At 75.2% G+C, this 24,095-nt stretch carries 23 protein-coding genes and 1 pseudogene; 9 read left to right on the forward strand and 15 right to left on the reverse strand.

Annotation, left to right across the window (positions count from 1 at the left end):
• The first annotated feature begins 1 nt into the window (after position 1).
• Positions 2–488 (forward strand): annotated as a pseudogene (locus ACIQBJ_RS08450) (RrF2 family transcriptional regulator).
• An 88-nt stretch (positions 489–576) separates the two neighbouring features.
• Complete coding sequence (locus ACIQBJ_RS08455; RefSeq protein WP_400705656.1) at positions 577–1,761, forward strand: globin domain-containing protein; 1,185 nt, start codon at positions 577–579, stop codon at positions 1,759–1,761.
• A 63-nt stretch (positions 1,762–1,824) separates the two neighbouring features.
• Here ACIQBJ_RS08455 and ACIQBJ_RS08460 read toward each other — a convergent pair whose 3' ends face one another.
• From ACIQBJ_RS08460 to ACIQBJ_RS08515, 12 genes are all read right to left on the reverse strand, one after another.
• Positions 1,825–2,607 (reverse strand): DUF3050 domain-containing protein, encoded by a 783-nt coding sequence (locus ACIQBJ_RS08460; protein WP_400705658.1) that lies wholly within the window; start codon positions 2,605–2,607, stop codon positions 1,825–1,827.
• 67 nt (positions 2,608–2,674) lie between these two features.
• Entirely contained in the window at positions 2,675–3,637 is a 963-nt protein-coding gene (locus tag ACIQBJ_RS08465) for an alpha-ketoacid dehydrogenase subunit beta (RefSeq protein WP_400705660.1), read from the reverse strand.
• Positions 3,634–4,611 (reverse strand): thiamine pyrophosphate-dependent dehydrogenase E1 component subunit alpha, encoded by a 978-nt coding sequence (locus ACIQBJ_RS08470; protein WP_400705662.1) that lies wholly within the window; start codon positions 4,609–4,611, stop codon positions 3,634–3,636. Before ACIQBJ_RS08470 ends, ACIQBJ_RS08465 begins: the two co-directional genes overlap by 4 nt.
• Positions 4,608–5,531: a phytanoyl-CoA dioxygenase family protein gene (locus tag ACIQBJ_RS08475; protein WP_400705665.1), complete on the reverse strand. Its 924-nt coding sequence runs from the start codon at positions 5,529–5,531 to the stop codon at positions 4,608–4,610. Before ACIQBJ_RS08475 ends, ACIQBJ_RS08470 begins: the two co-directional genes overlap by 4 nt.
• Positions 5,528–6,553 (reverse strand): VOC family protein, encoded by a 1,026-nt coding sequence (locus ACIQBJ_RS08480; protein ID WP_400705668.1) that lies wholly within the window; start codon positions 6,551–6,553, stop codon positions 5,528–5,530. Before ACIQBJ_RS08480 ends, ACIQBJ_RS08475 begins: the two co-directional genes overlap by 4 nt.
• A complete protein-coding gene (locus ACIQBJ_RS08485) occupies positions 6,550–7,872 on the reverse strand; it encodes a beta-ketoacyl-[acyl-carrier-protein] synthase family protein (RefSeq protein WP_400705671.1) in 1,323 nt (440 codons plus the stop codon). The genes ACIQBJ_RS08480 and ACIQBJ_RS08485 overlap by 4 nt, the downstream gene beginning before the upstream one ends.
• Complete coding sequence (locus ACIQBJ_RS08490; protein WP_400705674.1) at positions 7,869–9,500, reverse strand: AMP-binding protein; 1,632 nt, start codon at positions 9,498–9,500, stop codon at positions 7,869–7,871. The genes ACIQBJ_RS08485 and ACIQBJ_RS08490 overlap by 4 nt, the downstream gene beginning before the upstream one ends.
• A 62-nt stretch (positions 9,501–9,562) precedes the next feature.
• Entirely contained in the window at positions 9,563–10,147 is a 585-nt protein-coding gene (locus ACIQBJ_RS08495; RefSeq protein ID WP_400705677.1) for a hypothetical protein, read from the reverse strand.
• Positions 10,144–11,256 (reverse strand): beta-ketoacyl synthase N-terminal-like domain-containing protein, encoded by a 1,113-nt coding sequence (locus ACIQBJ_RS08500; protein WP_400705680.1) that lies wholly within the window; start codon positions 11,254–11,256, stop codon positions 10,144–10,146. The genes ACIQBJ_RS08495 and ACIQBJ_RS08500 overlap by 4 nt, the downstream gene beginning before the upstream one ends.
• Positions 11,253–11,618, reverse strand: coding sequence for a hypothetical protein (locus tag ACIQBJ_RS08505; RefSeq protein WP_400705683.1), 366 nt, complete (start codon positions 11,616–11,618; stop codon positions 11,253–11,255). Before ACIQBJ_RS08505 ends, ACIQBJ_RS08500 begins: the two co-directional genes overlap by 4 nt.
• Positions 11,618–11,884, reverse strand: coding sequence for an acyl carrier protein (locus ACIQBJ_RS08510; RefSeq protein WP_400705686.1), 267 nt, complete (start codon positions 11,882–11,884; stop codon positions 11,618–11,620). The genes ACIQBJ_RS08505 and ACIQBJ_RS08510 overlap by 1 nt, the downstream gene beginning before the upstream one ends.
• A 195-nt stretch (positions 11,885–12,079) precedes the next feature.
• Complete coding sequence (locus ACIQBJ_RS08515; RefSeq protein ID WP_400705689.1) at positions 12,080–13,375, reverse strand: class I adenylate-forming enzyme family protein; 1,296 nt, start codon at positions 13,373–13,375, stop codon at positions 12,080–12,082.
• 301 nt (positions 13,376–13,676) lie between these two features.
• On the opposite strand from ACIQBJ_RS08515, the gene ACIQBJ_RS08520 reads away from it, so the two are divergent.
• From ACIQBJ_RS08520 to ACIQBJ_RS08535, 4 genes are all read left to right on the forward strand, one after another.
• Positions 13,677–14,768, forward strand: a complete 1,092-nt coding sequence (locus ACIQBJ_RS08520; RefSeq protein WP_400705692.1) for an alpha-hydroxy acid oxidase — start codon at positions 13,677–13,679, stop codon at positions 14,766–14,768.
• Between the two features lie 89 nt (positions 14,769–14,857).
• A complete protein-coding gene (locus tag ACIQBJ_RS08525) occupies positions 14,858–15,745 on the forward strand; it encodes a methyltransferase domain-containing protein (protein ID WP_400705695.1) in 888 nt (295 codons plus the stop codon).
• Complete coding sequence (locus ACIQBJ_RS08530; protein ID WP_400705699.1) at positions 15,745–17,013, forward strand: alpha/beta hydrolase fold domain-containing protein; 1,269 nt, start codon at positions 15,745–15,747, stop codon at positions 17,011–17,013. Before ACIQBJ_RS08525 ends, ACIQBJ_RS08530 begins: the two co-directional genes overlap by 1 nt.
• Positions 17,010–18,320, forward strand: a complete 1,311-nt coding sequence (locus tag ACIQBJ_RS08535) for a PLP-dependent aminotransferase family protein (RefSeq protein ID WP_400705702.1) — start codon at positions 17,010–17,012, stop codon at positions 18,318–18,320. Before ACIQBJ_RS08530 ends, ACIQBJ_RS08535 begins: the two co-directional genes overlap by 4 nt.
• Positions 18,321–18,421: 101 nt before the next feature.
• Here ACIQBJ_RS08535 and ACIQBJ_RS08540 read toward each other — a convergent pair whose 3' ends face one another.
• The 3 genes from ACIQBJ_RS08540 to ACIQBJ_RS08550 all read right to left on the reverse strand — a co-directional run bounded on the left by ACIQBJ_RS08540 (position 18,422) and on the right by ACIQBJ_RS08550 (position 21,599).
• Positions 18,422–19,186, reverse strand: coding sequence for an ABC transporter permease (locus tag ACIQBJ_RS08540; protein ID WP_400705705.1), 765 nt, complete (start codon positions 19,184–19,186; stop codon positions 18,422–18,424).
• 40 nt (positions 19,187–19,226) lie between these two features.
• On the reverse strand, positions 19,227–20,186 hold the full coding sequence (locus ACIQBJ_RS08545) for an ATP-binding cassette domain-containing protein (RefSeq protein WP_400705708.1): 960 nt from the start codon (positions 20,184–20,186) through the stop codon (positions 19,227–19,229).
• A 207-nt stretch (positions 20,187–20,393) separates the two neighbouring features.
• Positions 20,394–21,599: a glycosyltransferase gene (locus ACIQBJ_RS08550; RefSeq protein ID WP_400705711.1), complete on the reverse strand. Its 1,206-nt coding sequence runs from the start codon at positions 21,597–21,599 to the stop codon at positions 20,394–20,396.
• Positions 21,600–21,770: 171 nt separating this feature from the next.
• Between ACIQBJ_RS08550 and ACIQBJ_RS08555 the strand changes: the two genes are divergently transcribed.
• The 3 genes from ACIQBJ_RS08555 to ACIQBJ_RS08565 all read left to right on the forward strand — a co-directional run bounded on the left by ACIQBJ_RS08555 (position 21,771) and on the right by ACIQBJ_RS08565 (position 24,078).
• Positions 21,771–22,703, forward strand: coding sequence for a 3-oxoacyl-[acyl-carrier-protein] synthase III C-terminal domain-containing protein (locus ACIQBJ_RS08555; RefSeq protein WP_400705714.1), 933 nt, complete (start codon positions 21,771–21,773; stop codon positions 22,701–22,703).
• A gap of 146 nt (positions 22,704–22,849) precedes the next feature.
• Positions 22,850–23,185 (forward strand): acyl carrier protein, encoded by a 336-nt coding sequence (locus ACIQBJ_RS08560; protein WP_400705717.1) that lies wholly within the window; start codon positions 22,850–22,852, stop codon positions 23,183–23,185.
• Positions 23,186–23,190: 5 nt separating this feature from the next.
• On the forward strand, positions 23,191–24,078 hold the full coding sequence (locus ACIQBJ_RS08565; RefSeq protein ID WP_400705720.1) for a hypothetical protein: 888 nt from the start codon (positions 23,191–23,193) through the stop codon (positions 24,076–24,078).
• The last annotated feature ends 17 nt before the right edge of the window (positions 24,079–24,095 follow it).

Raw genomic sequence — 24,095 nt, forward strand, 5'->3', positions numbered from 1 at the left:
CGTGAGGCTGACCAAGAGCACCGACATCGCGCTGCGCATCGCCATGCGCCTCGCGGTGCTGGGCGAGGAGCAGGTGCCGCCGACCACCCGGGAGGTGGCGGAGGCGGTTGCCGTTCCGTACCACCACGCGGCGAAGGTGGTCAGCCGGCTCCAGCACCTGGGGGTGGTCGAGGCCCGGCGCGGGCGGGGCGGCGGGCTCGCGCTCACCGCGGTGGGGCGGACGGGGTCGCTCGGGTGGATCGTCCGCGAGCTGGAGGGGGTCGGGGACGTGGTCGGCTGCGAGGACGAGCCGCCGTGTCCGCTGCGCGGGGCCTGCCGGTTGCGCGGGGCGCTGCGGCGGGCCCAGGAGGCGTTCTACGCCGCGCTCGACCCGCTGACGGTGGACGACCTGGTCGGGCCGCCGGCCGGGCCGGTCCTGCTGAGCCTGACCGGACCGTAGGTCCGGGGGCGGGGCCGTTCGGCCCTGGTGGGGTGTCAGGGCGCCGTGAGGTACTGAAAGGGCATCGGCAGGCCGGGGACGGTGGGGCCGAGCCGCACCTTTTAATACGTATCCAAGATGCGAGTTTGGAGTTCCGGATGCTGTCCGAACAGTCCGCGCGGACCGTGCGTGCCACCCTGCCCGTGGTGGGCGGGGCCATCGAGGAGATCACCGGCGCGTTCTACGGCCGCCTGTTCGCCGCCCACCCCGAACTGCTCCGCGACCTGTTCAACCGGGGCAACCAGGCCGACGGCAGCCAGCGCCAGGCCCTGGCCGGCTCGATAGCCGCGTTCGCGGGCGCCCTGGTCGCGCACCCCGAGCAGCGCCCGGACGCGATGCTCGCCCGGATCGCCCACAAGCACGCCTCGCTGGGCGTCACCGCCGAGCAGTACCAGGTCGTCCACACCCACCTGTTCGCGGCGATCGTGGAGATCCTCGGCGACGCCGTCACCCCCGAGGTCGCCGCCGCCTGGGACGAGGTGTACTGGCTGATGGCCAACGCGCTGATCGCGATCGAGCAGCGCCTCTACGAGCAGAGCGGCACCCGCGGTGAGCGCCGCCCCTACACCGTCGCCGCCCGCACCGCCGAGACCGCCGACGTCGCCACCTTCCTGCTGCGCCCCGCCGACGGCGGACCCGTCCCCGCGCACCGGCCCGGCCAGTACGTCTCCGTGCAGGTCGAACTGCCCGACGGGGCCCGGCAGATCCGGCAGTACAGCCTCTCCGGCAACCCCGAGGGGGCGCTGCAGATCACCGTGAAGCGGGTCGCCGGCGACCCCGACGGCGAGGTGTCGACCTTCCTGCACCGGCACGTCGACGAGGGCGCGGTGCTGCAGGTCGGCGCCCCGTTCGGCGACGTCCGACTCGCCGACGGGGAACGGCCCGTGCTGCTCGCCTCGGCCGGCATCGGCTGCACCCCGGTGATCGGGATGCTCACCCACCTGGCCGAGACCGGCGCCACCCGCCGGGTGATCGCCGTGCACGGCGACCGCAGCGAGTCCGCGCACGCCTTCCGGGACGAGTTCGAGCAGTTGGTCGCCAAGCTCCCGAACGCCGAGGCGCACGTCTGGTACGAGCACCCGGAGGCCGAGCGCCCCGCCGACCGCACCGGCCTGGTCGACCTGACCGGCCTGGACGTCCCCGCCGACGCCGTCGCCTACCTGTGCGGCCCGCTCCCGTTCATGCGCGCCGTCCGCACCCGGCTGCTCGCCGCCGGAGTGCCCGCCGCCGACATCCACTACGAGGTCTTCGGCCCCGACCTGTGGCTCGGCCAGGACGACTGACGGGGCGTCGTGGAGAGGGGCCGACCGCGCACGCGGCCGGCCCCGTCGCCCGCTCCGGTGCCGCTACAGCTCGGCCGTGATCGCGTCCCACAGCGCCACCCGGGCCCGCAGCGCGGCCCGCACCGTCGCCCCGCACTCCTCCCAGCGCTGCGCGTCGTCCCCGCACAGGTCGATCAGCATCTGCATCGCCATCGGGGTGTGCTGCTCGCCGTCCACCTCGATGTGCCGGGCCAGGTAGTCCTTGAAGACGCCCAACCGGCCCTCGGCGTCGTCGATCCGGACCACCTGCTCGAACATCTCCGGGATCAGGTCCTCCCGGCCGAACGCGAACGCGGCGGCCTGGCAGTGCACCGGCGCGTTCTCGATGATGTCGAAGGTCACGCCCGCGAACTCCGCGGCGGCCGCCGGGATGCCGGCGTCCTTCGCGGCCTCGGCGACCGTCCGGCCGGAGCGGACCGCGTCCAGGAAGGCCGTCACCGGGGCGGTGTCCGCGCCCGCCTTGGCCATGCCGTCCAGGTACAGCTCGAAGTGGCTGATGTACCCGTCGCCGAGCTCGTCGCTCTCCTCGACCAGCACGATCTCGTTGATCAGCCGCCGGCTCGCCGTCGGCCCGTCCGGCAGCCACGGCAGGGTCACGCACGTGAGCTGCCGCTGCAGGCACTTGAGCAGGGACATGAAGTCCCAGACGGCGAACACGTGGGTCTGCTGGAAGGTCCGCACCTTCTCCAGGGTGTCCAGCGACAGGTACATCGGGTGGGAGACCACCTCGCGGCGGACCTCCTCGATGGACTCCCGCAGCGCGGTCAGGCCCGGGTGGCTGCGGTCCCAGTGGTAACGGTCGCTCATGGCTGCACTCCTCGTGGGTGTGGTGTCGGGGGAAGGAGGGAGCAACGCGGGTGGACGTTGCGGTGGTTCACTTCAGGACGGCGCGGACGGCGTCCCGAAGCTGCTCGTGGGAGGGCTGCAGGGCCCGGTCCAGGTCCAGGGCGAACGGCAGCACCGTGCCGTCCGGGCGGGTCACCCGGCGCGGCGGGGCCAGCAGGCGGCAGTCCTCGGCGGCGATCGCCAGCACCTCGGCGGCGAAACCCGCGAAACGGTTCGAGTCGTCGGCGACCACCAGCCGCCCGGTCCGGGACAGCGACTCGACCAGGGCCGCCCGGTCCAGCGGGTACAGGGTCCGCGGGTCGAGCACCTCCACCGACGCCTCGCCCGCCAACTCCTCGGCCACCGCCAGCGCCTGGTGCACCAGGTGGCCGACCGCGACCACCGTCACGTCACTGCCCCGGCGGTGCACCCGGGCCGAACCCAGTGGCACCGGCGCCAGCGGCGCCGTCACGTCCTCGCGCACGCCCAGCGCCCCCGCCGGGGCGAACAGCACCACCGGGTCGTCGTCCCGGATCGCCGAACTCAGCAGCCCGTACGCGTCGGTGGGCGTCGCCGGGACCAGCGTCTTGACGCCGACGTGCGCGAACAGGCCGTACGGGTGGTCCGAGTGCTGGCCCGCCCAGCCGCTGCGCGAACCCGAACCCGGCACCACCACGGTCAGCGGCACCCGGGCCTGACCACCCGTCATCAGCGAGAACTTGTGCGCCTGGTTGACCAGTTGCTCGAACACCAGGAACAGCAGCGACGGGATCTGCAACTCGATCACCGGCCGCATCCCGGACAGCGCCGCGCCGACGCCCGCCGAGGTGAACGCCTGCTCCGACAGCGGCACGTCCAGCACCCGCCGGGCCCCGAAACGCTGCTGCAGGCCCAGCGTCGGGCCGGCCAGGCCCGCGCCCACGTCCTCGCCCCACACGCACACCGCCGGGTCCGCCTCCAGGGCGTCCGCCAGCGCGCGGTTCATCGCCTTCGTGTACGACAACAGCGTCACAGGGCCGCTCCCGATCGGGGCCGCAGCCCGCTGGCGTACAGGAAGTCCGCCGCCGACGACGGGTCGGGGACGGGAGATTCTTGCGCGAAAGCGGCGGCCCGCGCCAGTAGTTGTGAGATTTCGGTGTCGATTGTGTCCGCCTCGGGGAGGGCGGAGCGGGCCGCCACCAGCGGATCGCGCTCCCGCCAGGACGCCACCTCCTCCGCCGTCCGGTACGACAGTCGGAACCGCCGCTCCATCGTGTGGTGCGCCTCGAACCGGTACGTCAGGCACTCCAGGAACGACGGACCGCCCCCCGTACGCGCCCGCTCCACCGCCCGCCCCGCCGCCGCCCGGACCGCCTCCACGTCCATCCCGTCCACCGTCTCCGCCGGGATGCCGAACGCCGCCGCCCGGCCGCACGCCGAACCGCCCACCGCCGCCCCGGCCGGCAGCGTCGTCGCGTAGCCGTTGTTCTCGCAGACGAACACCACCGGCGCCCGCCAGATCGACGCCAGGTTCAACGCCTCCAGCAGCACCCCCTGGTTGAGCGCGCCGTCGCCGAAGAACGAGGCCACCACGGTGGGTTCGCCGCGCTGCTGCGCCGCCCAGGCCGCGCCCACCGCGATCGGCGCGCCCGCGCCGACGATGCCGTTCGCGCCCAGGATGCCCAGCGAGAAGTCCGCGGCGTGCATCGACCCGCCCCGGCCCCGGTTCAACCCGCCCTCGCGGCCCGCGAGTTCGGCCAGCAACCGGGCCGGGTCGGCGCCCTTGGCGAGCACGTGCCCGTGCCCGCGGTGGGTGGAGGTCAGCCGGTCGGCCGGATCGAGCGCCGCGCAGACGCCCACCGCCACCGCCTCCTGCCCGATGTACGGGTGGGTGCCGCCGACGATCAGCCCCGACCGCACCCACTCCAGCGCCAGTTCCTCGAACGAGCGGATCAGCCGCATCGCCCGGTACCGCCCCGCCCGGTCCGCCAGGTGCGGCAGGCTCACCGGCCCGGCTCCGACCGCCACAGCACCGGGCAGAACTCCGGGTCCGCGTAGTCCGGCCGCCCGGCCGCGTCCCGCCGCACCACCGCGTCGTGGTTGTACACCACCGGCGAACCGTCCGCCCGCAGGAACGAGCGGTACCGGTTCGACCCGTCCTGCAGGTGCAGCGACACCGCCCGGCGCGGCTGCGCCGACCGGTTCGGGCCCGAGCCGTGGTAGGTCCGGCAGTGGTGGAAGGACACGTGCCCGCGCGGGATCACGATCGGCACGGTGCGCACCTCGGTGCCGTTGAACTCGGCGTTCTCGTGCAGCAGTTGCTCCAGCTCGGAGCGGTCCCGGGCGGCGAAGTGCCGGGTCGAGTCGTCCCCGCCCGGCCGCTCCTCCCAGCGGTGGCTGCCGTCCACCATGGTGATGGTGCCCATCTCCTCCGTGCAGTCGTGGAACGGCAGGAACGCCGTCAGCATCCGCTGCGAGGTCGAGGTCTGCCAGTAGTGCTTGTCGAAGTGCCACGGCACCACGTTGCTCGGCTCGCCCGGCACCGGCGGCTTGTAGATCAGCGTCGACTGGAACAGCCGGATCTCCGCCGCCTGCGCCAGCCGCGCCGCGACCGCGCCCAGCAGCGGCTTGCGCAGGATCCGGCCGATCTCCGCGTGCTCGTAGTGCACGTAGTCGTTGTGCCGCTGCACCGGCCCGTCCGACGGCTGCCAGGATGCCAGGTGCGGCGGCCGGGCCGGGAGTTCGCGGTCCCGCTCGCCCCCGTAGTACCGCTCCGTCGCGGCCTGCAGCAGGTCCAGCTCCTCGTCGGAGAACAGCCGCCGCGACAGGTACCAGCCGCGCTCCGCGTACTCCAGCACCTCCTCGGTGGTCGGCAGCAGCGCCGACTCCTCCTCGGTCAGGGCGAACGGCTCGATGGTGGTGGTCACTTGGAGTCTCTCCTCTCCGGTCGGCTGTCCGCGACGGCGCGCTCGCGCTCCACCGCCTCGTACAGCGCCTTGATGTTGGCGGTGCCGAACGTGCCGGCGCCGCGCCGCTCGACCAGCTCCAGGAAGAAGGTCCGGCGCGGATGGGTCGAACGGGCGAAGATCTGGAACAGCTCGCCGCCGTGGTCGCGGTCCACCAGCACGTGGGTCTCCCGCAGTTCGGCCACCGGGATGGCCGTCGGGCCGAGCCGGCCCTCCAGCGCGTCGTAGTACGCGCCCGGCGTGCTCAGGAACGCCACCCCGCGGGCCGCCAACTCCCGCACCGAATCGGTGATCGAGGCCGTCGCCCAGGCCAGGTGCTGGACCCCCGCGCCGCCGTGCGCCTCCAGGAAGCCGTCGATCTGCCCGGCCGCCCGCGAGGTGTCCGGCTCCAGCAGGGTGAAGGTCACCGTCCCGCACGGGCTCTGCACCACCCGCGAGTCCATCGCCTGGTCGCCGACCTCCACGTACTCGCGGAAGATCTCCCGGAAGCCCAGCCCGCGCACCGCCCACTCCACCGACGGCTCCAACTGCCCGCCCGGCACCACGATCGCCACGTGGTCCAGCAGCGACAGCGCGCCCGTGCCCGGCAGTTCGCCCGCCGGCAGCAGGTCCGCCGAGTCGGTGAAGCGCAGCGCCAGGTCCCCGAAGCCCGAGACGGTGCCCGCCCCGTCCAGGCAGCCGCCGCCCGCGTTCAGCGCCCGCTCCGCCGCCGCCGCGGCCGCCACCTTGTCGGTGTGCCGCAGCGCGATCACCGCGACGCCGTCGCCGTGCCGCCGCACCCACTCGGCGACCTGGTGCTCGGTCTCCACCGCCGAGGTCACCAGCACCCGGACCGACCCCTGGTGCGCCAGCACCTGGGTGGTGCCCGGCGCGACGGCGGTCGGCGCGGTCAGCGTGAAACCCCAGTCGTCGCGCAGCTGCGCGGCGTACTTGTGGGCGTCCTCCACGTACAGTTCGGTGTAGGCGATGCCCGGCACGGTCATGAGTACCCTCCGAGGTGCTTGGCCGGAATGCCCGGCGGCCCGAGCAGCAGGCTCAGGTTGTGGCCGCCGAACGCGATCGAGTTGGACAGGGCGTACCGCACGACGCTGTGCTCGGCCGCTCCCCGGACGTGCCGCAACGCGCAGGCATCGTCCGGCTGTTCGAGATTGAGGGTGGGGGGCAGCAGGCCCTCGGCGACGGCCAGCGCGCACACCGCCGCCTCCACCGCCCCGGCCGCGCCCAGCAGGTGGCCGGTCGCGCCCTTGGTCGAACTCACCCACGGCTCGTGCGCGCCGAACACCTCGCGCAGCGCCGCGGTCTCCGCCCGGTCGCCCAGCTTGGTGCCGGTGCCGTGGGCGTTGACGTAGTCGACGGCCGACGGGTCCAGGCCCGCCGAGCGCAGCGCGGCCCGCATCGCGGAGACCGCGCCGGCCCCGTCCGGGCGCGGCATGGTCGGGTGGTGGGCGTCGGTCGCCGCGCCCCAGCCGGCCACCGCCGCGTACCCGGACGCGCCGCGGGCGGCCGCGTGCCCGGTCCGCTCCAGCACCAGGACGGCGCTGCCCTCGCCCAGCACGAAGCCGTTGCGGCGGGCGTCGAAGGGCCGGGACGCCTGCGTCGGGTCGTCCCAACCGGACGCCAGCGCACGGGAGTTGTCGAAGGCCGCGGCGATGGTCGGGTGCAGCGGGGCCTCCGCGCCGCCGCACACCACCACGTCGGCCTCGCCGCCGCGGATCAGCCGCAGGCCCTCGGCGATCGCCTGCGCGCCCGCCGCGCAGGCGGTGATCACGGCGGAGCTGTAGCCCCGGATGCCGTGCTTGATGGCGATCCGGGCCGCCCCCATGTTGGACAGCATGCCGGGCAGCAGGTACGGGCTGACGGCGGCCCGGCCGCGCTCGCGCCGACCGGCGGCCTGCCGTTCGTAGCTCTCCAGGCCGCCGCCGCCGGTGGCCAGCACCACCGCGACCCGCTCCGGGTCGGTGTCCTGACGGATCGTCAGCTTCGCGTCGGCGAGGGCGTCGTCGGCGGCGGCCAGGGCGAGCAGCAGGAAGCGGTCGGCGACCCGGGTCTCGGTCGGCGGCAGCACCTCGGTGGCGGGCACGTCCGGGGAGACGCCGGCCGCCCGCAGCCAGCCCGCCGCCGGGTGGTCCTCCGGCGGGACGACCAGCCCGGACCGGCCCGCCGCCAGCGCCCGGAACGCCCCGGGGACGTCCCGGCCCAGCGGCGTCACCCAGCCGATGCCGGTGATCTGCGCGTCGACCCGCGAGACGCCGGGGCCGCCGGAGCTGCCGGAGCTGCCGGGACCGCCGGGGCCGCCGCTCATCGGGCGCCGGATTCGGCCAGGTGGCGCCGGCGCAGCAGCACCTTGCGGACCTTGCCGGTCGGGCCGAGCGGGATGCGGCTGTCCGGGACGGCCAGCACGGCGCGGACCACCTCGGCGACGTGCGGCTCCAGGGCGGCCAGCACCTGCGCGGTGCGGTCGGCGTCCTGGTCGGCGGCCGGGTCGAGCTGCAGCAGCACGTCGGCGACCACCCGCTCGCCGTCCCGGAACGCCACCACCGTGCAGTCCAGCACGTCCGGGCAGGCGACCAGGACCCGCTCCTCGCTGGCGGCGGTGTGCAGGCGGCGGCCGCCGCCGAGGTCGACGGTGTCGACGGCGCGGTCCACGTGGTAGTAGTAGCCGTCCTCGTCGCGGTACACCAGGTCGCCGGTGAGGAAGTAGTCGCGGACCCGGGTGCGGTGCGTGGTCACCGAGTCGTTCCAGTAGCCGGGCGACAGGGTGGGGGAGCGGGTGCCCAGCTCGCCGACCTCGCCCGGGCCCAGCTCGTTGCCGTCCGGGTCGAGGACCGCGCAGTCCACGAAGGCGTGCGGGCGGCCCACGCAGCGGCCGTAGCGCTCGGATTCCACGGTGTGGGTGATGAAGAAGTGCGAGTGCCCCATCTCGGAGGAGCCCAGGCCGTCGATGAACACCGACCCGGCGGTGCGGACCCGGCCCTGCCGGGTCGCGGTCTCCCGGGAGCCCTGCGCGACCAGGCGGCGGATGTGCGCCTCGTGCGCGCAGTCGCCGGTGTTCCACCACAGGCCGACCGAGGACAGGTCGCGGGCGGCCAGGTCGTGCCGGGCCAGGTCGGCCCAGGTGGTGGCGAAGCCGTACACGCCCTGCGGCCGCCACTCCTCGATCGCGTCCAGCACCGCCGCGCCCGACTGCTGCGACAGCAGGTGCAGTTGGGCGTCGAAGGAGAGCGCCAGGTTGGCGGCGATCAGGGTCGCGGCGTGCGCGGCCGGCAGCGCGCTGAGCACCCGGTCGATGCCCTGCGGGCGGGGCAGCAGCAGCCGGTGCCGGATCGCCGCGTACAGGCTGGCGTGCGAGTGCAGCACCGCCTTGGGCAGGCCGGTGGTGCCGGAGGAGTGGGTGATCGCCACCGGGTCGCTCGGCCAGTGCCGGTACGGCGCGGGCGCGGACTCCGGGTCGCCGGCGGCGATGTCGACGGTGTCGGCGAGCAGCCCGGCGCCGGTCCCGAAGCCGTAGTCCTGCTCGGCCAGGGCCTTGGCGTGCGCCGGGTCGGCGAGCAGCCCGACCGCGTTCAACCGGCGCAGGTAGCGGGCCGAAGTGTCCGCGTCCAGCGCCGGGTTGAGCAGGGCCGGGATCGCGCCGAGCCGGGTCAGGGCGAGGAAGGCCAGCACCTGGTCGGCCGCGGCGGACGCCTGCACGGCGACCGGGTCGCGGCGGCGCACCCCGCGCCCGTGCAGGGCGGCGGCCCGGGCCCGTACCGCCAAGTCGAGTTGACGGAGCGTCAGGGCCTGCCCGGCCGGGTGGCCGTCGACGGGCGTGTCGAAGGTCAGGGTCGGCGAGTCCAGGCCGAGGCCCTGCTCGACCCGGGTGGTCAGGACGTTGCCCGCGCCGACGGAGCTGTCCTCGGACAGCACGGCGCGCAGGGAGCGGATGGTCATGGTTCCCGTTCTGGTCGGGGCGCGCGGAGGCGCTGCGGGGGAAGGCCGGAGGGCCCGGGCGCTCAGGGGGCGAGCAGGACGGCGGTGGCGCGGTCCGGCGGGCCCTGCGCGGCGGTGATCGCGAGGACCTGGTCGGCGTCGCCGTCCTCGATCAACAGCTTTGCCTGCTCGTGCAGTTCGGCCTCGTCCTCGAAGCCGGGGCCGAGCGCGACCACCGGGCCGTCGAGCTGCCAGCGGGCCGCGAGGTGGCCGAGGACGGCGTTCGGATTGGACTGGAAGAACAGCAGCGGGGCGACCCGGCGGCCGGTGCCGGTGGCCCGGGCGAGCGCGTCCGCGGTGCCGGTGTCGCCGGTCGGGCTGGCCAGCAGCAGGGCGGTGCGCGGTGCGCCGGCGGCGGGCGGTGGCCCGTAGTGGCGGCGCAGGCAGCGTTCGGCGGTCTCGGCGACCAGCGGGCTGAAGCTGGACTCGACGAAGCCCGCGATCGGCGGGAGCGCGTCGTCCGGCCGCTCCGGCCAGCGGGCGGCGGCGAGCACCCGCAGCGGTCCGTCGAGCAGGCGGGGCGGCGGCGTCGACGGCGGTGCTGCGGCGGGGAGGGTCGCAGGGGCGGGGTCGGGTCTCGGGGCGGGAGCGGGTCTCGGGGCGGTCATGCGGGGGCCACCAGGAGTGCGGTGTTGGCGCCGCCGAACGCGGCGTTGACGGTCAGGACGGGGCCGGGGGCGGCCGGGCGCGGGCGGTCCAGGACCAGGTCGAGCGCGCAGCCCGGGTCCGGGGCCTGCCAGCCGGCGTTGACCGGGAGCAGTCCCGTGCCCAGCACGCCGACGGTGACGGCGAGTTCGAGCAGGGCGGAGGCTTCCAGGGCGTGGCCGTGCAGGGACTTGGTGGAGCTGACCGGCGGTGTGCCGGCCGGGAACAGCTCGTGCAGGGCGGCGGCCTCGGCCAGGTCGCCGAGCGTGGAGCCCGCGCCGTTGGCGTTGATCCAGCCGACCGCCTCCGGCCCGGTGCCCGCCCGGTCCAGCGCGGCGCGCACCGCCCGGGCCAGCCCGGCCCCGTCCGGGCGCGGCCGGCAGACGTGGTGGGCGTCCCCGGTGCGCCCCCAACCCGCGACGGTGGCCAGGGCGTTGCCGCCGCGCCGGCGCAGCGCCCCGGCGGACTCCAGCACCACCGCGACCACCGCGTCGCCGAGCAGCATGCCCTGCCGGCCCAGGCTGAACGGGCGGACCGCGCCGTCCCCGGCCAGCGCCCGGCCGGCGTCGAACACCGCGAAGGTGTCCGGCTCGACCAGGTAGCCGGCGGCCACCACCACGCGCTCGCGGCGCCCGGCGGCGATCAGCGCGGCGGCGTCGGCCACCGCGGTGGCGGCGGCGACGCACGCCCCGGTGTAGACCCGGGGCCGCAGGCCGGTGCGGGCGGCGACCTCGGCGGCGACCGGTCCGGCCCGCCGGTCCCCGTGCAGGGCGAGCAGCAACTCCTGCTGCCCGTAAGGGACTTCGCTGTCGGGCGGCCCGGAGAGGGCGCCCGCCTCGGCCAGCACGGCCGTCAGCAGGTCGGCCAGCCGCGGCGCGCCCGGCCCGGTCGCGGCCCGGTCGGTGCGGTACCCGGCGGTGGCGAACCGGTCCACCGGCGCGAACGCCGGACGGCCGGCCAGCACGCCGTCGGTGAGCGCGGCCGGGCCCGCGCCGAACGCGGAGCGCACGCCGACGCCGCCGACCAGGACGGCGCGCCGCGGCGGGCCGTTCCGGAGAGCGGTCGCGGTCATGGCGCGGCGGCCCCCGCGTCCGGGAGGCCGGAGGGACGGTCGGCGGGCCCGGTGGCGGTGGGCGCGTCGACACGCGCGGCGGCGGTCTGCGCGGCGAGCTGCGCGGAGATCTGCGCGGAGATCTGCGCGCCGAGCGCGGCGACCGCGTCGTCCACCGTCCGGATGGCGTCCAGGCGCTCGTCGTCCAGGTCGAGTTGGACCTGGTACGCCTGCTCGGCCTCGGCGATCAGCCAGGTCAGTTCCAGCGAGCCCAGGTGCTCGTCGACCTGCTCGGGTGAGCGGTCGCCGTAGCGGGCGAGCATCGCCAGCGCCCCGGCGCGGTCGAACGCCGCGCTGCGGGCCTGCTGCGGTCGGGCGTCCATCAGGCGGTGCCCACCGAGGTCTTCTCGATCCGGGCGGCGACCTCGGCGCTGAACTCGTCGATCGTCATCAGCGCGGTGGACTCCATGTCGTCCAGCTCGAAGCGGATGCCGAACTCCTCCTCGACCTGCACCGCGAGGTCGGCCAGCGCCAGCGACTCCAGGTCGAGGCCGGCCGGGCCCAGGTCGGTCTCCGAAGTGACCTGCGAGACGTCGTAGTTCATCGACGCCAGGGTGGTGAGGATGAACTCGCGGATCTTCTCCTGCATGGACTGCTCTCTCTTCAACGCGTCGGGGTTTCGTCGGGGTGCCGTACGGCGGCGTGCGGCGTGGTGCGGATGGACGCCCGGGGAAAGGGGCGTGCGGTGTCCGGGCAGCGCGGACCGGCGGACGGGCGGCCGGGGTCTGGACCGGCTGCCCGCCCGGGGCGGCGGCGCACCGGGACGGGGGAGGGGCGGGGTGGATCAGCGGGCGGCGTCGGCCTGTCGGCGCAGGGCGGCGGCGTCCCGCAGCAGCTTCCCGGTGGCGGTCCGGGGCAGCTGCGGCAGCAGGTGCAGGCGGCGGGGCAGCTTGTAGCCCGCCAGTTCCTCGCCGAGCAGGTCGCGCAACCGCTCGGCCGCGCCACCCGGTCCGGACGGCGGGGAACAGGTGCCTTCGGCGGTCGCGGCGTACGCCTCGATCGCGCCGTCGGCGAACACCACCACGGCCTCGACCACGCCGGGGAGCCCGGCGAGGGCCTGCTCGACCTCGTTGAGGTCGACCTTGAGGCCGCCGATGGAAATCTGCGAGTCGCGCCGTCCGAGCACCGTCACCAGGCCGGTGGCGTCGTCGATCAGCGCGGCGTCCCGGGTGTGCAGCAGCCCGTCCGACCAGCGGGTCGGATCGGTGGGGCCGAGGTACGGCGACTGCTCCCGGGCGATGTGCAACTCGCCGCCCGAGAGCGAGAGTTCCATGCCGTGCACCGGCGCGACCGCCGGGTGGTGACGGCCGGTCAGGTCGGTGCCGATCACGCCGACCTCGGTCATCCCGTACATGGTGCCCAGCGGCACCCCGTAGCGGGCCCGGAAGGCCGCGGGCAGCTGCGGGCGGACCAGCTCGCCGGCCACGATCATCCGCCGCAGCTGCGGCAGTTCGGGCGGCGCGGCGGCCGCGGCCAGCAGCTCGGCGTGGAACGGCACGCCGATCACGGTGGTCGGCGCGCTCCCCTCGGCGACGGTCGCCAGGATGCCCGCGGGGGTCATCCGCTGCGGCACCACCAGTTCGACGCCCGCGTGCAGGGCGTGCAGCAGGCCGCCGACCAGGCCGAGGACGTGCACCGTCGAGGACAGCAGCACCGTCCGCTCGCCGCGGGCCGGGAACTCCGGCAGCCGGGCGTAGCAGTCGAGTTCGCGCAGCAGGTCGGCGGCCGTCCGGGCGATCACCTTGGACGGGCCGGTCGAGCCCGAGCTGAGCTGCACCAGGGCGTGCCCGGTGGCGGCCGCGGCACCCCCCGGCACCTGCTCGAACCGGGGCCGCCCGTCAGCGAGTCCGACCAGCACCCGGGGGTGCAGCCGGTCCACCGCGCGGTCGACCTCGGCGGCGGTCAGCCGGTGGTCCAGCAGGACCGCCTGCGCGCCGGAGCGCCAGGCGGCCAGCAGGACCGCCACGAACTCCGCCGACGGCGGCATCCGCAGCGCCACCGTGCCGTTGGCGCCGAGACCGGCGGCGGCCAACTGCCGCTGCCGCTCGGCCACCAGGGCCCGGAGCGTTCCTCTGGTCACCGGAGCGCCGAAGCGCAGGCACGGTTCGCCGTCCGGTCCGGCGAGTAACTGCTCGTCTACCCAGTCCGCGGCAACCGTACGGCCGCGCACCGGGATTGGGGTAAGCGTCAACGCAACTCCGCGCGCTCGTGTGGGAAGCAAGGTTCGGAAGAGTTGTGATGCTTCGGTGATGACCCCCGTCGGTGCCGACCTTTGCACGGGAGTCCATCAAGGGTCAAGGTCTATACCAGTGGCGGACCGTCCCCCTACGCTGTCCCTCGTTTTCGCACGAGTTGACGGATCATCAGGAGGTTCGTTCGCGATGGTTCCGCTGACACTGGCGGAGCACGGCGCACTCGCCAGGGCCCGACTGCCCGCCGTGATCTGGGACTTCTTCGAGGGCGGGGCCGGCAGCGAATGGACCCGGCGCGCCAACCTGACCGCCTGGCGCCGGTACGTGCTGCGCCCGCGCGTCCTGGTCGACGTCTCCGCCCCGCACTGCGGCACCGAACTGCTCGGTGCCCGGCTCGCCGCCCCCTACGGCGTCGCGCCGATGGCCTACCACCGGCTCGCCCACCCCGACGGCGAGTGCGCCACCGCGCGCGCCGCCGCCGACGCCGGCGCCCTGCTGATCACCAGCATCTTCGCCAGCCGCACCCTGGAGGAGATCGCCGCCGCCGCACCCGGCGCGCCGCGCTGGCTCCAGCTGTACTGGCTGCGCGAACGGGACGCGCTCACCGCGCTGGTCCGGCGCGCCGAACAGGCCGGCTACGGGGCGCTGGTGCTCACCGTGGACGCCCCCAAGGTCGGCCGCCGACTGCGCGACCTGCGCAACGCCTTCGCGCTGCCCGCCGACCTGACCGCCGTCAACCTGGCTCCCGAACTGACCGGCGCCGCCCGGCGGTCGGCGGCCGGGCGGTCCGGCATCGAGGAGCACTCCCGGCAGCAGTTCGACACCCGCCTGACCTGGGCCGACCTGGCCTGGTTGCGGGAGCGCACCACGCTGCCGCTGGTGCTGAAGGGCATCCTGACCGCCGAGGACGCCCGGCTCGCCGTCGAGCACGGCGCGGACGCGGTCGTGGTCTCCAACCACGGCGGCCGCCAGCTCGACGGCACCCCGCCCGCGCTGGCCGCCCTCCCCGAGGTGGTCGACGCCGTCGGGGGAGACCTGCCCGTCCTGGTCGACGGCGGCCTGCGGCACGGCGCCGACCTGGCCAAGGCGCTCGCGCTCGGCGCCCGCGCCGGGCTGGTCGGCCGCCCCGTGCTCTGGGGCCTCGCGCACGGCGGCGCCGACGGCGCGCGGGCCGTGCTCGACCTGCTGCGCGAGGAACTGCTCGACACCATGGTGCTGCTCGGCCGCCCCCGGACGGCCGACCTCGACCGCACCGCACTCGCCCCCTGGCCGCCGTCCTGAGCGCGCGTCGCTCTCCCCTATATAGAGGAGAGTGACGGAGCACCGTCAAAGAGGGCTGCCGCACCACCCCGCACGCACGAGAGGACCCCGTGGCGACCACCGCACAACCCGAGCCCGCCCCGTCCGCCGAACCGGCGCCGTCCGCGCCGGCGCCGTCCGCGCCTGCCCCGTCCGCGCCCGTCCCGCCGGGGGCCGCCGAACTGTTCGCGGACTGGGACTGGGAGGACCCCGAAGGGCTCAGCGCCCGCACCGACCGGTTCACCGAGGACCTCGCCCGCTGCCGGACCATCGAACAGGTCCGACCCGAATTGCCGCACACCCATCAGGACTTCCAGGACCTCGGCATCACGGGCATCGAGTTCGCCGCGTTCCGCACCCGCCACCCCCAGGGCCTCGGCACCGACCTGGTCGGCCTGCACACCGACGACGACGCCACCCGCCCCGGGCCGCTCTACCGGATCGACGGCAGCAGCCTGTACACCCAGCTCGACATCACCGAGCCGCTCCCGTTCGCCGACCACAGCGTCGACTGGGTCTACGCCGAGCACCTGATCGAACACGTCCCGCTGGGCGTCGCCGTCCCCTGGCTCGCCGAGATCCGCCGCGTCCTGCGGCCCGGTGGGCTGCTCCGCCTCACCACCCCCGACCTGGCCCGCTACATCGAGGGCTACCTCGACGGCGGCGAACAGTTCTTCCGCCGCCACCGCCGCCGCCTGCGCACCATGCGGGTCGGACCGCCGATGCCGGAACGCCGGGCCTTCATGCTGAACCAGATCTTCTACCACTTCGGCCACCGCTGGATCTACGACGAGGCCGAACTCCGGTACGTCCTCGACCATGCCGGATACCGGGACTTCACGATCGAACGGCGCGCCTTCCAGGAGAGCGCCCGCCCCGACCTCGCCGACCTCGACACCGCCTTCCGCAAGGACGAGTCGATCTACCTGGAGGCCACCGCCCCCGGAGGAGCGAGCTGATGCCGCTGCACCCCCAGGCCGAGGCGATGCGCGCCCGCCGCGCCGCCGCCGGCACCCCGCCGCTGTACACCCGCACCCTCGCCGAGGCCCGCGCCGCCGACCTCGCCGACCTGCGGGCCGCCACCGGCACCGGCGAACAGGTCCACAGCGTCCGGGAATTCACCATCGACGGGCCCGGCGGGCCGCTCACCCTGCGGCACTACCTGCCGAAGGCCGCGATCGACGAGCCGGCCGGCCCCGGACTGCTCTACCTGTACGGCGGCGGCTGGGCGCTCGGCTCGCTGGAGACCAGCGACCCGATCTGCCGGGCCCTCGCCAACGCGACCGGCGCCGCCGTCCTCGCCGTCGGCTACCGGCACGCCCCCGAACACCGCTTCCCCGCCGCCGTCCACGACTGCTGGGCCGCCCTCGACTGGATCGCCCGCCACGCCGCGGACCTCCGCCTCGACCCCGCCCGCCTCGCCGTCGGCGGCGACAGCGCCGGCGGCAACCTCGCCGCCGCCCTCACCCTCCTCGCCCGCGAACGCGGCGGCCCCGCGATCCTGCACCAGCTCCTGATCTACCCGAACACCGACCACCGGGTACCACGGGAAACCCCTGCGGGGCAGCCGGTGGCAGGCCCTGAGGGGGGCTTCGCGCGGGGCGGGGAGGCCGCCCCTGCGGGGCGGGCCGGAGAGGCGGGGGAAGGCCATGCCGGGGGCCGGGGGGACGGGCAAGTCCCTGCGGGGCAGCCGGGGGCAGAGCCCGCAGGGAGCTTCGCGCGGGGCGGGGAGGCAGCTCCTGCGGGGCAGGTCGGAGAGGCGGGGGAAGTCCCTGCGGGGCAGCCGGGGGCAGAGCCCGCAGGGAGCTTCGCGCGGGGCGGGGAGGCAGCTCCTGCGGGGCGGGCCGGAGGGGCGGGGGCAGGACCTGACGGGGAGGACCCCGCGTTGTTCAATCGGCATTCGGTGGCCTGGTACTGGGCGCACTATCTGGCGGGGCCGGGGGATGCGGAGAATCCGTTGGCGTCGCCGTTGCGGGCGGCCGATCACCGGGGGTTGCCGGCGGCGACCGTGGTGACGGCCGAGTACGACCCGTTGTGCGCGGAGGGGGAGGAGTACGCCGAGGCGTTGCGGGGGGCCGGGGTGGCGGTGGAGCTGCGGCGGTACGCCGGGATGCCGCACGGGTTCTTCGCGATGCCCGCGCTGCTGGACGACGGGCGGGCGGCCCAGCTGTTCGCCGCCGAGCGGCTGGTGGCGGCGTACGGGGCCGGGCGGGAGGCAAGGCGGTGAGCCGGGTGCTGCGGCTCGCCGAGCTGCACGGCTCGCTCGCGGATCCGCTGCTGGACGCGATGACGTTCCTCAACGAGGTCACCGGCCGCTACCCGGAGGCGATCTCGTTCGGGCCCGGCCGCCCGCACGAGGAGTTCTTCGACCCGGCCGACATCCCCGTCCACCTGGAGCGCTACCTCCGGCACCTGCGCGAGGAGCGCGGGCTGACGGAGGAGCAGGTCCGCCGGGAGGTGTTCCAGTACGGCCGCACCAAGGGCCTGATCGCGCCGCTGATCGCCGGGGCACTGGCCGCCGACGAGGCGATCTACGTCGACCCCGAGGCGATCGTGGTGACCGTCGGCGCGCAGGAGGGCATGCTGCTGGTGCTGCGCGCCCTGTGCGCGGGCCCGGACGACGTGCTGCTGGTCTCCTCGCCCTGCTACGTCGGGGTGACGGGTGCGGCCCGGCTGCTCGACCTGACGGTCCGTCCGGTGCCCGAGGCCGGCCCCGACGGCGGGCTCGACCCGGAGGCGCTGGCCGCGGCCGTCCGCGAGCTGCGGGCCGCCGGGAAGCGTCCCCGGGCCTGCTACGTGGTCCCGGACTTCGCCAACCCGAGCGGCACCAGCCTGGACGAGCCGGCCCGCCGCCGGCTGCTGGCGGTCGCGGAGGAGGCCGGCGTCCTGCTGATCGAGGACAACCCGTACGGCTTCTTCTTCGGCCGCTCCGGCTACGCCCGCACCACCCTGAAGGCGCTGGACGACGACCGCGGGAACGTGGTCTACCTCGGGTCCTTCGCCAAGACCTGCTTGCCCGGTGCCCGGGTCGGCTACGTGGTCGCCGACCAGCGCGTCGAGGCTCCCGACGGTTCCACCACCCTGCTCGCCGACGAGCTGGCCAAGCTGAAGAGCATGACCACCGTGAACACCTCGGCGCTCAGCCAGGCCGTGATCGGCGGCATGCTGCTGGGCGGCGGCCCCGGGCTGCGGAAGGCCAACGAGCCCGCCCGGCAGTTCTACGCCCACGCCATGGACACCCTGCTGACCGAACTGGAAAACGCTTTCCGGAACGTCCCCGGGGTCTCCTGGAACCGCCCCGCGGGCGGCTTCTTCGCGGTCGTCACCGTCCCGTTCCGGGCCGACGCCAGGGCCCTGGACGACTGCGCCCGCGCGCACGGCGTGCTGTGGACCCCGATGGACGGCTTCCACCCGGACGGCGGCGGCACCCGCCAGCTGCGGCTCTCCTGCTCCTACCTGACGCCCGGGCAGATCACCGAGGGCGTCCGCCGGCTGGCCGCGTTCGTCGCGGAACGGCTCCCGGCCGACTCCTGAGCGCACGACCGAGCGGGGCCCGGCGGGAGTTCCTTCCGCCGGGCCCCGCTCGGTGCTGCTCGGTACTCCTCAGGCTGCTCAGCGCCGTGCCGCGCAGGCGCTCAGCGGATGCGCTGGGCGAACAGGCGGGCCGCCCAGGCGACGGCGAGCACCATCGTCAGCGCGGTCAGCAGCAGGCCGCGCCACACCTCGGGGGCGTCCAGGTGCCCGGCGAACAGGGCGCGCATGCCCTCCACGCCCCAGTAGCAGGGGTTCCAGGAGGCCGCGGTGCGCAGCCAGGCCGGGGCGAGCGCGATCGGCAGCAGGGTGCCGGAGAGCAGCGCGAGCGGCTGCGCGATGGTGTTGACGATCGGGCCGAGCGCCGCGTCGGTGGGCACCAGCAGGGCCAGGCCGTACGAGACCGAGGAGGACATCAGCGCCATCAGGGCGAGCAGCGCCATGGCCAGCAGCAGGTCGACCAGGCCGACGGTCAGGCCGAACGGGATCGCCAGGACGGCGATCAGCGCCGACTGGATCAGCAGCGCGGTGGTCTCCCGCAGTGCCCGGCCGAGCAGCAGCGCGACCCGGCTGACCGGCGTCACCCGGGAGCGCTCGATGACGCCCGCGTGCAGTTCGCCGAGCAGCGTGAAGCCGGTGAACAGGCCGCCCATGACGGCGAGCGCGGAGAGCAGGCCGGGCACGTAGATCCGGTACGCGTCGGCGGTGCTGTGCGCGCCGGACGCCGCCAGCGCGGAGGTCAGCAGCGGGGCGAACAGCAGCAGGTAGCAGAGGGGTTGGAGCAGTCCGACGGCGATCCACACGGGGGAGCGGGCCATCAGGAGGAGTTGGCGCTGGTAGACCAGCCAGGTGTCGCGGGCGAGCTTCACGGGGACCTCGGGGCGTCGGTGCCGGAAAGGGGAGGGGTGGTCAGCTGCTGTGGACCAGCGCGCGGCCGGTCAGGGCCAGGAACACGTCGTCCAGGCTGGGGCGCTGGAGCTGGACGTGCTCCGGTTCGAGGCCGGCCGCGACCAGGGCGCTCAGCAGTTGCGGGATCGCGGTGGCGGCGGAGTCCACGTGCAGGCGCAGCCCGTCCTCGCCGGGCAGGGCCTCCAGGCGCCGGACGCACGGGAGTTCGGCCAGGGCGTGCTCGGCGTCGGCGGTCGCCCCGGCGTCGGCCAGGCCGATGGTGACGGAGTCGCCGGCGATCTTCTGCTTGAGCTCCTCGGGGGTGCCCTCGGTGACGATGCCGCCGTGGTCCACGATGCCGATCCGGTCGCACAGGGCGTCGGCCTCGTCCAGGTAGTGGGTGGTGAGCAGCACCGTCATGCCCTGCTCGCGCAGGCGGCGGACCTCGTCCCAGACCTGGGCCCGGCTGCGCGGGTCCAGGCCGACGGTGGGCTCGTCGAGGAACAGCACCCTGGGCCGGTGGACGACGCCGAGGGCGAGGTCGAGGCGGCGGCGCTGGCCGCCCGAGTAGGTCTTGCAGGGGCGGTCGCCGAACTCGGTGAGGTCGAAGGCCGCCAGGCCCTCCTCGGCGCGCCGGACGGCCTCGGCCTTGCGGATGCCGTACATCCGGGCCTGCAGGACCAGTTCCTCGCGGGCGGTGGCCTGGTCGGTGGTGCCGCCGCCCTGGGCGACGTAGCCGATCCGGCGGCGGACCTCGCCCGGGTCGGCCCGCAGGTCGGCGCCCGCGACGGTGACGGTCCCGTCGTCGGGCACGAGCAGGGTGGCGAGCATCCGCAGCGTGGTGGTCTTGCCCGCGCCGTTGGGCCCGAGCAGGCCGTAGATCTCGCCCTCCTCGACGGCGAGGTCGATGCCGCGCACCGCGTCGACGGAGCTGCCGCGACGGGGCCGGAAGGACTTGCGCAGCCCCTTGGTGACGATCAACCCGGACTCCTGTGGTCGTTCTCGGTGGGGTGTGGGAGGGAAGGCGGCCGGTCGGCCGACGGAAGAGGTCCGCGCCGTGCCGCGCCGGATCGCGCCGCGAACAGCTGCGGCGGCGGGCGGGTACGCGGAAGGAGGGGCGGGCGGCGACGGGGGACGTGGGCCGCGCCGGGGGTTCGACGACAGACCCTAGGGCCCCGACCCGCCCGTTCACAATGGTCTGGACCACAACTCGGTGCGGTTCCGGCCTGCTGCGCGCACGAAGTGCTCCAGTCGTTCGGCCGCGGCCACCGGGCCGCCGCAGGACAGGAGTTGACGGCCCAGCAGCTCGGCCGCGGAGCGGACCTCCGGCGCGTCCAGGGCCCGGCGCAGGGCGTCGCGCAGCTCGTCCGGGGTCGCGGTGGCGAAGTCGACCGGCACGGCCGCGCCCAGGGCGGCCAGTCGCGCGGCGGTGACCGGCTGGTCGTGGCGGATCGGGGCGACCACCAGCGGCCGCCCGTGGGCCAGGGATTCGCCGACGGTGTTCATCCCGCCGTGGCACAGTACGGCGTCCACCGCGCCGCGTCCGAGCAGTTCCAGTACCGGCACCCGCTCCAGGCCGATCGCCCCCGGCGGCAGCGCGGTCCCGCCGGGGGCGGCCACGATCGCCTGCACGTCCGGCAGTTCGGCCAGTGCGGCGGCCGTCCGGTCCAGGAAGCCGCCCGCCACCTCGGCGGACAGCGTGCCCATGGTGACCAGCACCCGGCGCCGCCGGGGGTCCAGCCGGTCCCAGGGGAAGGCCGGTCCGGGGCGCGGCGCGAGCAGCGGGCCGACCGTCGCCCAGTGCGCGGGGACGGCGTCCAGGCCGAACAGGGCCGGGCTGCCCGCGGCGAGCACCAGGCCCGGCGAGAAGCGCGGATCGGTGAACTCCCCGGCCGGCAGCCCGGCCCGCTCCCACAGCCCGCGCAGCAGCCCGTCCCGCCAGGCCGTCAACTCCCGGTCGCCGCCCAGCGGGTCGCCGATCTCCAGGGTGGACGGGGCGAAGGTCGCCCACGGCACGCCCGCGCCGTGCGCGGCCAGCGCGCCCGCCGGGCTGTGCTGGTCGACCAGCACCGCGTCCGGCCGCCACTGCTCGACGGCCCGCCGCACCGCGCCGAGCGTGAACCGGGTGTGCGGCACCACGAAGCCCTCCCAGAGCGAGCGCACCGCCGCCGCGCCGCCCGCCGCCTGCTCCCGGAACACCCGGGCCCCGGTCGGGTGCACCTGGGCGTCCGGGCCGAGCACCGGCCGCAGCGCCGACTCCGGCCCCGTCCAGGCCGCTTCGTGGCCGCGCGCGGCCCAGGCCAGCGCCAGGGCGCGGGCCGGCAGCAGGTGACCGGTCAGCGGCGGGACCACCAGCAGCAGGCGCAGCGGGGGAGCGGGGACGGCAGGGGGCACGGCGGTTCCTTCCGGAGGCGGGGAGGGGCGCGGGGCGGGTGCCGCCCGGGCGAGTTTCCCAAGAGTCGTGTGCAAACGACGGAGAATTGGTGCAGACCACCGGGGGTTGGTCCGAACCAAGCGTCGGAGATCCCTTGTGCGGCCGGTGGGGGCGACGGAATACTAGCCCGCGTGACCGCTCTGGAAGCAGTCGCCGTTCACCTGCCACCCACCGCCGAACCGATCGAACTGATCGGGGAGAGCCTGGGGTTGACGGACCGTCAGATCAGGCTCTTCCGCCGGTTCCACGGCCTCGACCGGGTCCGGGTGGACCGCGAGGGAGACCTGACCGATCTGCTCATCGGCGCGGCGAAGGCCCTGGCCCCGCTGCGCGGCAACGAACACCGCGTCAAGTACGTGCTGCACGCGCGCAGCCTGCCGGTCGCGGCGCCCTACCCGCACAACCCGCTGCACGACGTGCTCGGCCGTCTGGGGCTGAGCCACGCCCGTGCCTTCACCGTCACCCACCACGCCTGCGCCGGCACCCTGCTGGCACTGGACGTGGCCGGTCGGCTGCTGGCGGCAGACCCCGACCCCGAGGCGACGGCGCTGATCCTGGCGGGTGAGAAGACCTTCACCCGGGACGCCCGCATCGTCCCGGACACCGCCCTGTTCGGCGAGGGGGCGGCCGCCTGCCTGGTGCGGGCCGAAGGCGAACACGACCGCGTGCTGTCGTACGCGGTCGACCAGCACGGCGAGTTCGACGGGCGGCTCGCCGACGATGCGGAACTGCTGCTGCGCTACCAGCGCGGCTACCCGGAGCTGATGGCCGGCGTGATGCGGGCGGCACTGGACGAGGCCGGCGAGAGCTGGGACTCGATCCGGCTGCTGCTCCCGCACAACGTCAACCAGATCTCCTGGAAACGGATCTGCCGCGAGGTCGGGCTCCCACCCGAACGCGTGGTGCTGGACAACGTCCCCGCGGTGGGGCACAGCTTCGCCGCGGACGTCCTGATCAACCACCGCACCGCCACCGCCCGCGGCCTGCTCCGCCGCGGCGACCGCTACCTGATCGCCGCGGCCGGAATCGGCGCGACCTTCGCCGCCATGGTGCTCCAGCACTGAGGCCCGCACCGCCGACGCCCTCGGCGGCGACGGCCGGCGGCACCCGGCGCGGCGGCGGCGCCGAGCCCCTCCCTGCCCACTCGCCACCCAGTCAACCGCCGTGCGCGGCCCGCCGGTCGGGCCGCGCGGCCAGACAGGACATCGCCATGACCGAATCCGCCCTGACCGAGAACCCCGCCGCCGACACCGACGCGGCCGACGGCGCCGACAGCACCGTCGACCCCGAGCTGCGCGGCCGGGCCCTCGACGGAATCCTGCTGCTGCTGCCCCGGGTGCTCAAGCGCGAACTGCCCGAAGTCACCGAGAACGCCTGCCTGTTCGACGAGGTCGGGCTGACCTCCGCCGCCACCCTCGAACTCATCCTGGAACTCGAGGACCACCTCGACGTGCAGATCGACGTCGAAGGCATCGACCAGGACGACCTGCGCTCGGTCGGCACCCTCGCGGGCTTCGTCGCCGGACACGTCATCGCCGAGGACTGACGGCCGTGCGCGTCCGCGGACCGCTCCCCCCGACCACCCTGCCGCGCACCGCCTCCGCGCTGCGCCTCACCGCCGCCCACGCCCTCGACCTGGACGGGCACTCCCCGCTCGCCGCCGACCCCGACCTGCGCACCTTCACCGCCGACCTGGTCCGCCCCTACGGCCTGGAACTCGACGAGGACGCGCTGACCGGGGCCCGCGGCCACTCCTACCTGACCCTCGCCCGGCACGCCGTCGAGCACCTGGCCGACGCCACCCGCCCCGTCGACCTGGTGGTCCTGGTCTACGCCGGACCCGACGTCCGCCCCGGACAGTCCACCGCCAACCGGCTCAGCGACCTGTGCCCGGGCGAACCGCTCGCCTTCGCCCTCTGCGACGAGGGCGCGGGCGGCACCTTCAGCGCGCTGCGGATCGCCGACGCGTACGCCCGCACCGGCGGCGCCCGGCGCGCCCTGCTGATCGCCGTCGAACAGGCCGACCTGCACCACCGCCCGCACCGGCCCGCCCGGCAGCCCGACCGGCACTCCGCCGCCGCACTGCTCTGGGAGTCGGAAGGCGTCGGCCGGCCACTGCAACTCACCTTCCAAGAATCAGAACTGACGGAACGTCAGGCTTTTGACGCGCTGTGGAAGGCGGACGGGGAGCTGCCCGCCGGCACCCTGCTGGTGCTCGGCCCCGGACTGGCCGCGGCCGACCCGCCCGCCGACCGCCCGGTCCTGCGGGCCCGCCCCGGCAACCCGTACACCGGCGGCTGGGCCGCCCTGGCCGGAGCCCTCGCCGACCCGCGGTACGCCGAACTTCCGCTGGCCCTCGCCGACTTCGAACCGGAGACCGGCCGGTTCGACCTGGCCTGCTGGGGCCGCGACCCGCAGGCGGAGGGGGGAGCGGAGTGAAGGGCGGCGCCGGAAGG

This window comes from Kitasatospora sp. NPDC088391 (assembly GCF_044753345.1).
Taxonomy (GTDB): Bacteria; Actinomycetota; Actinomycetes; order Streptomycetales; family Streptomycetaceae; genus Kitasatospora.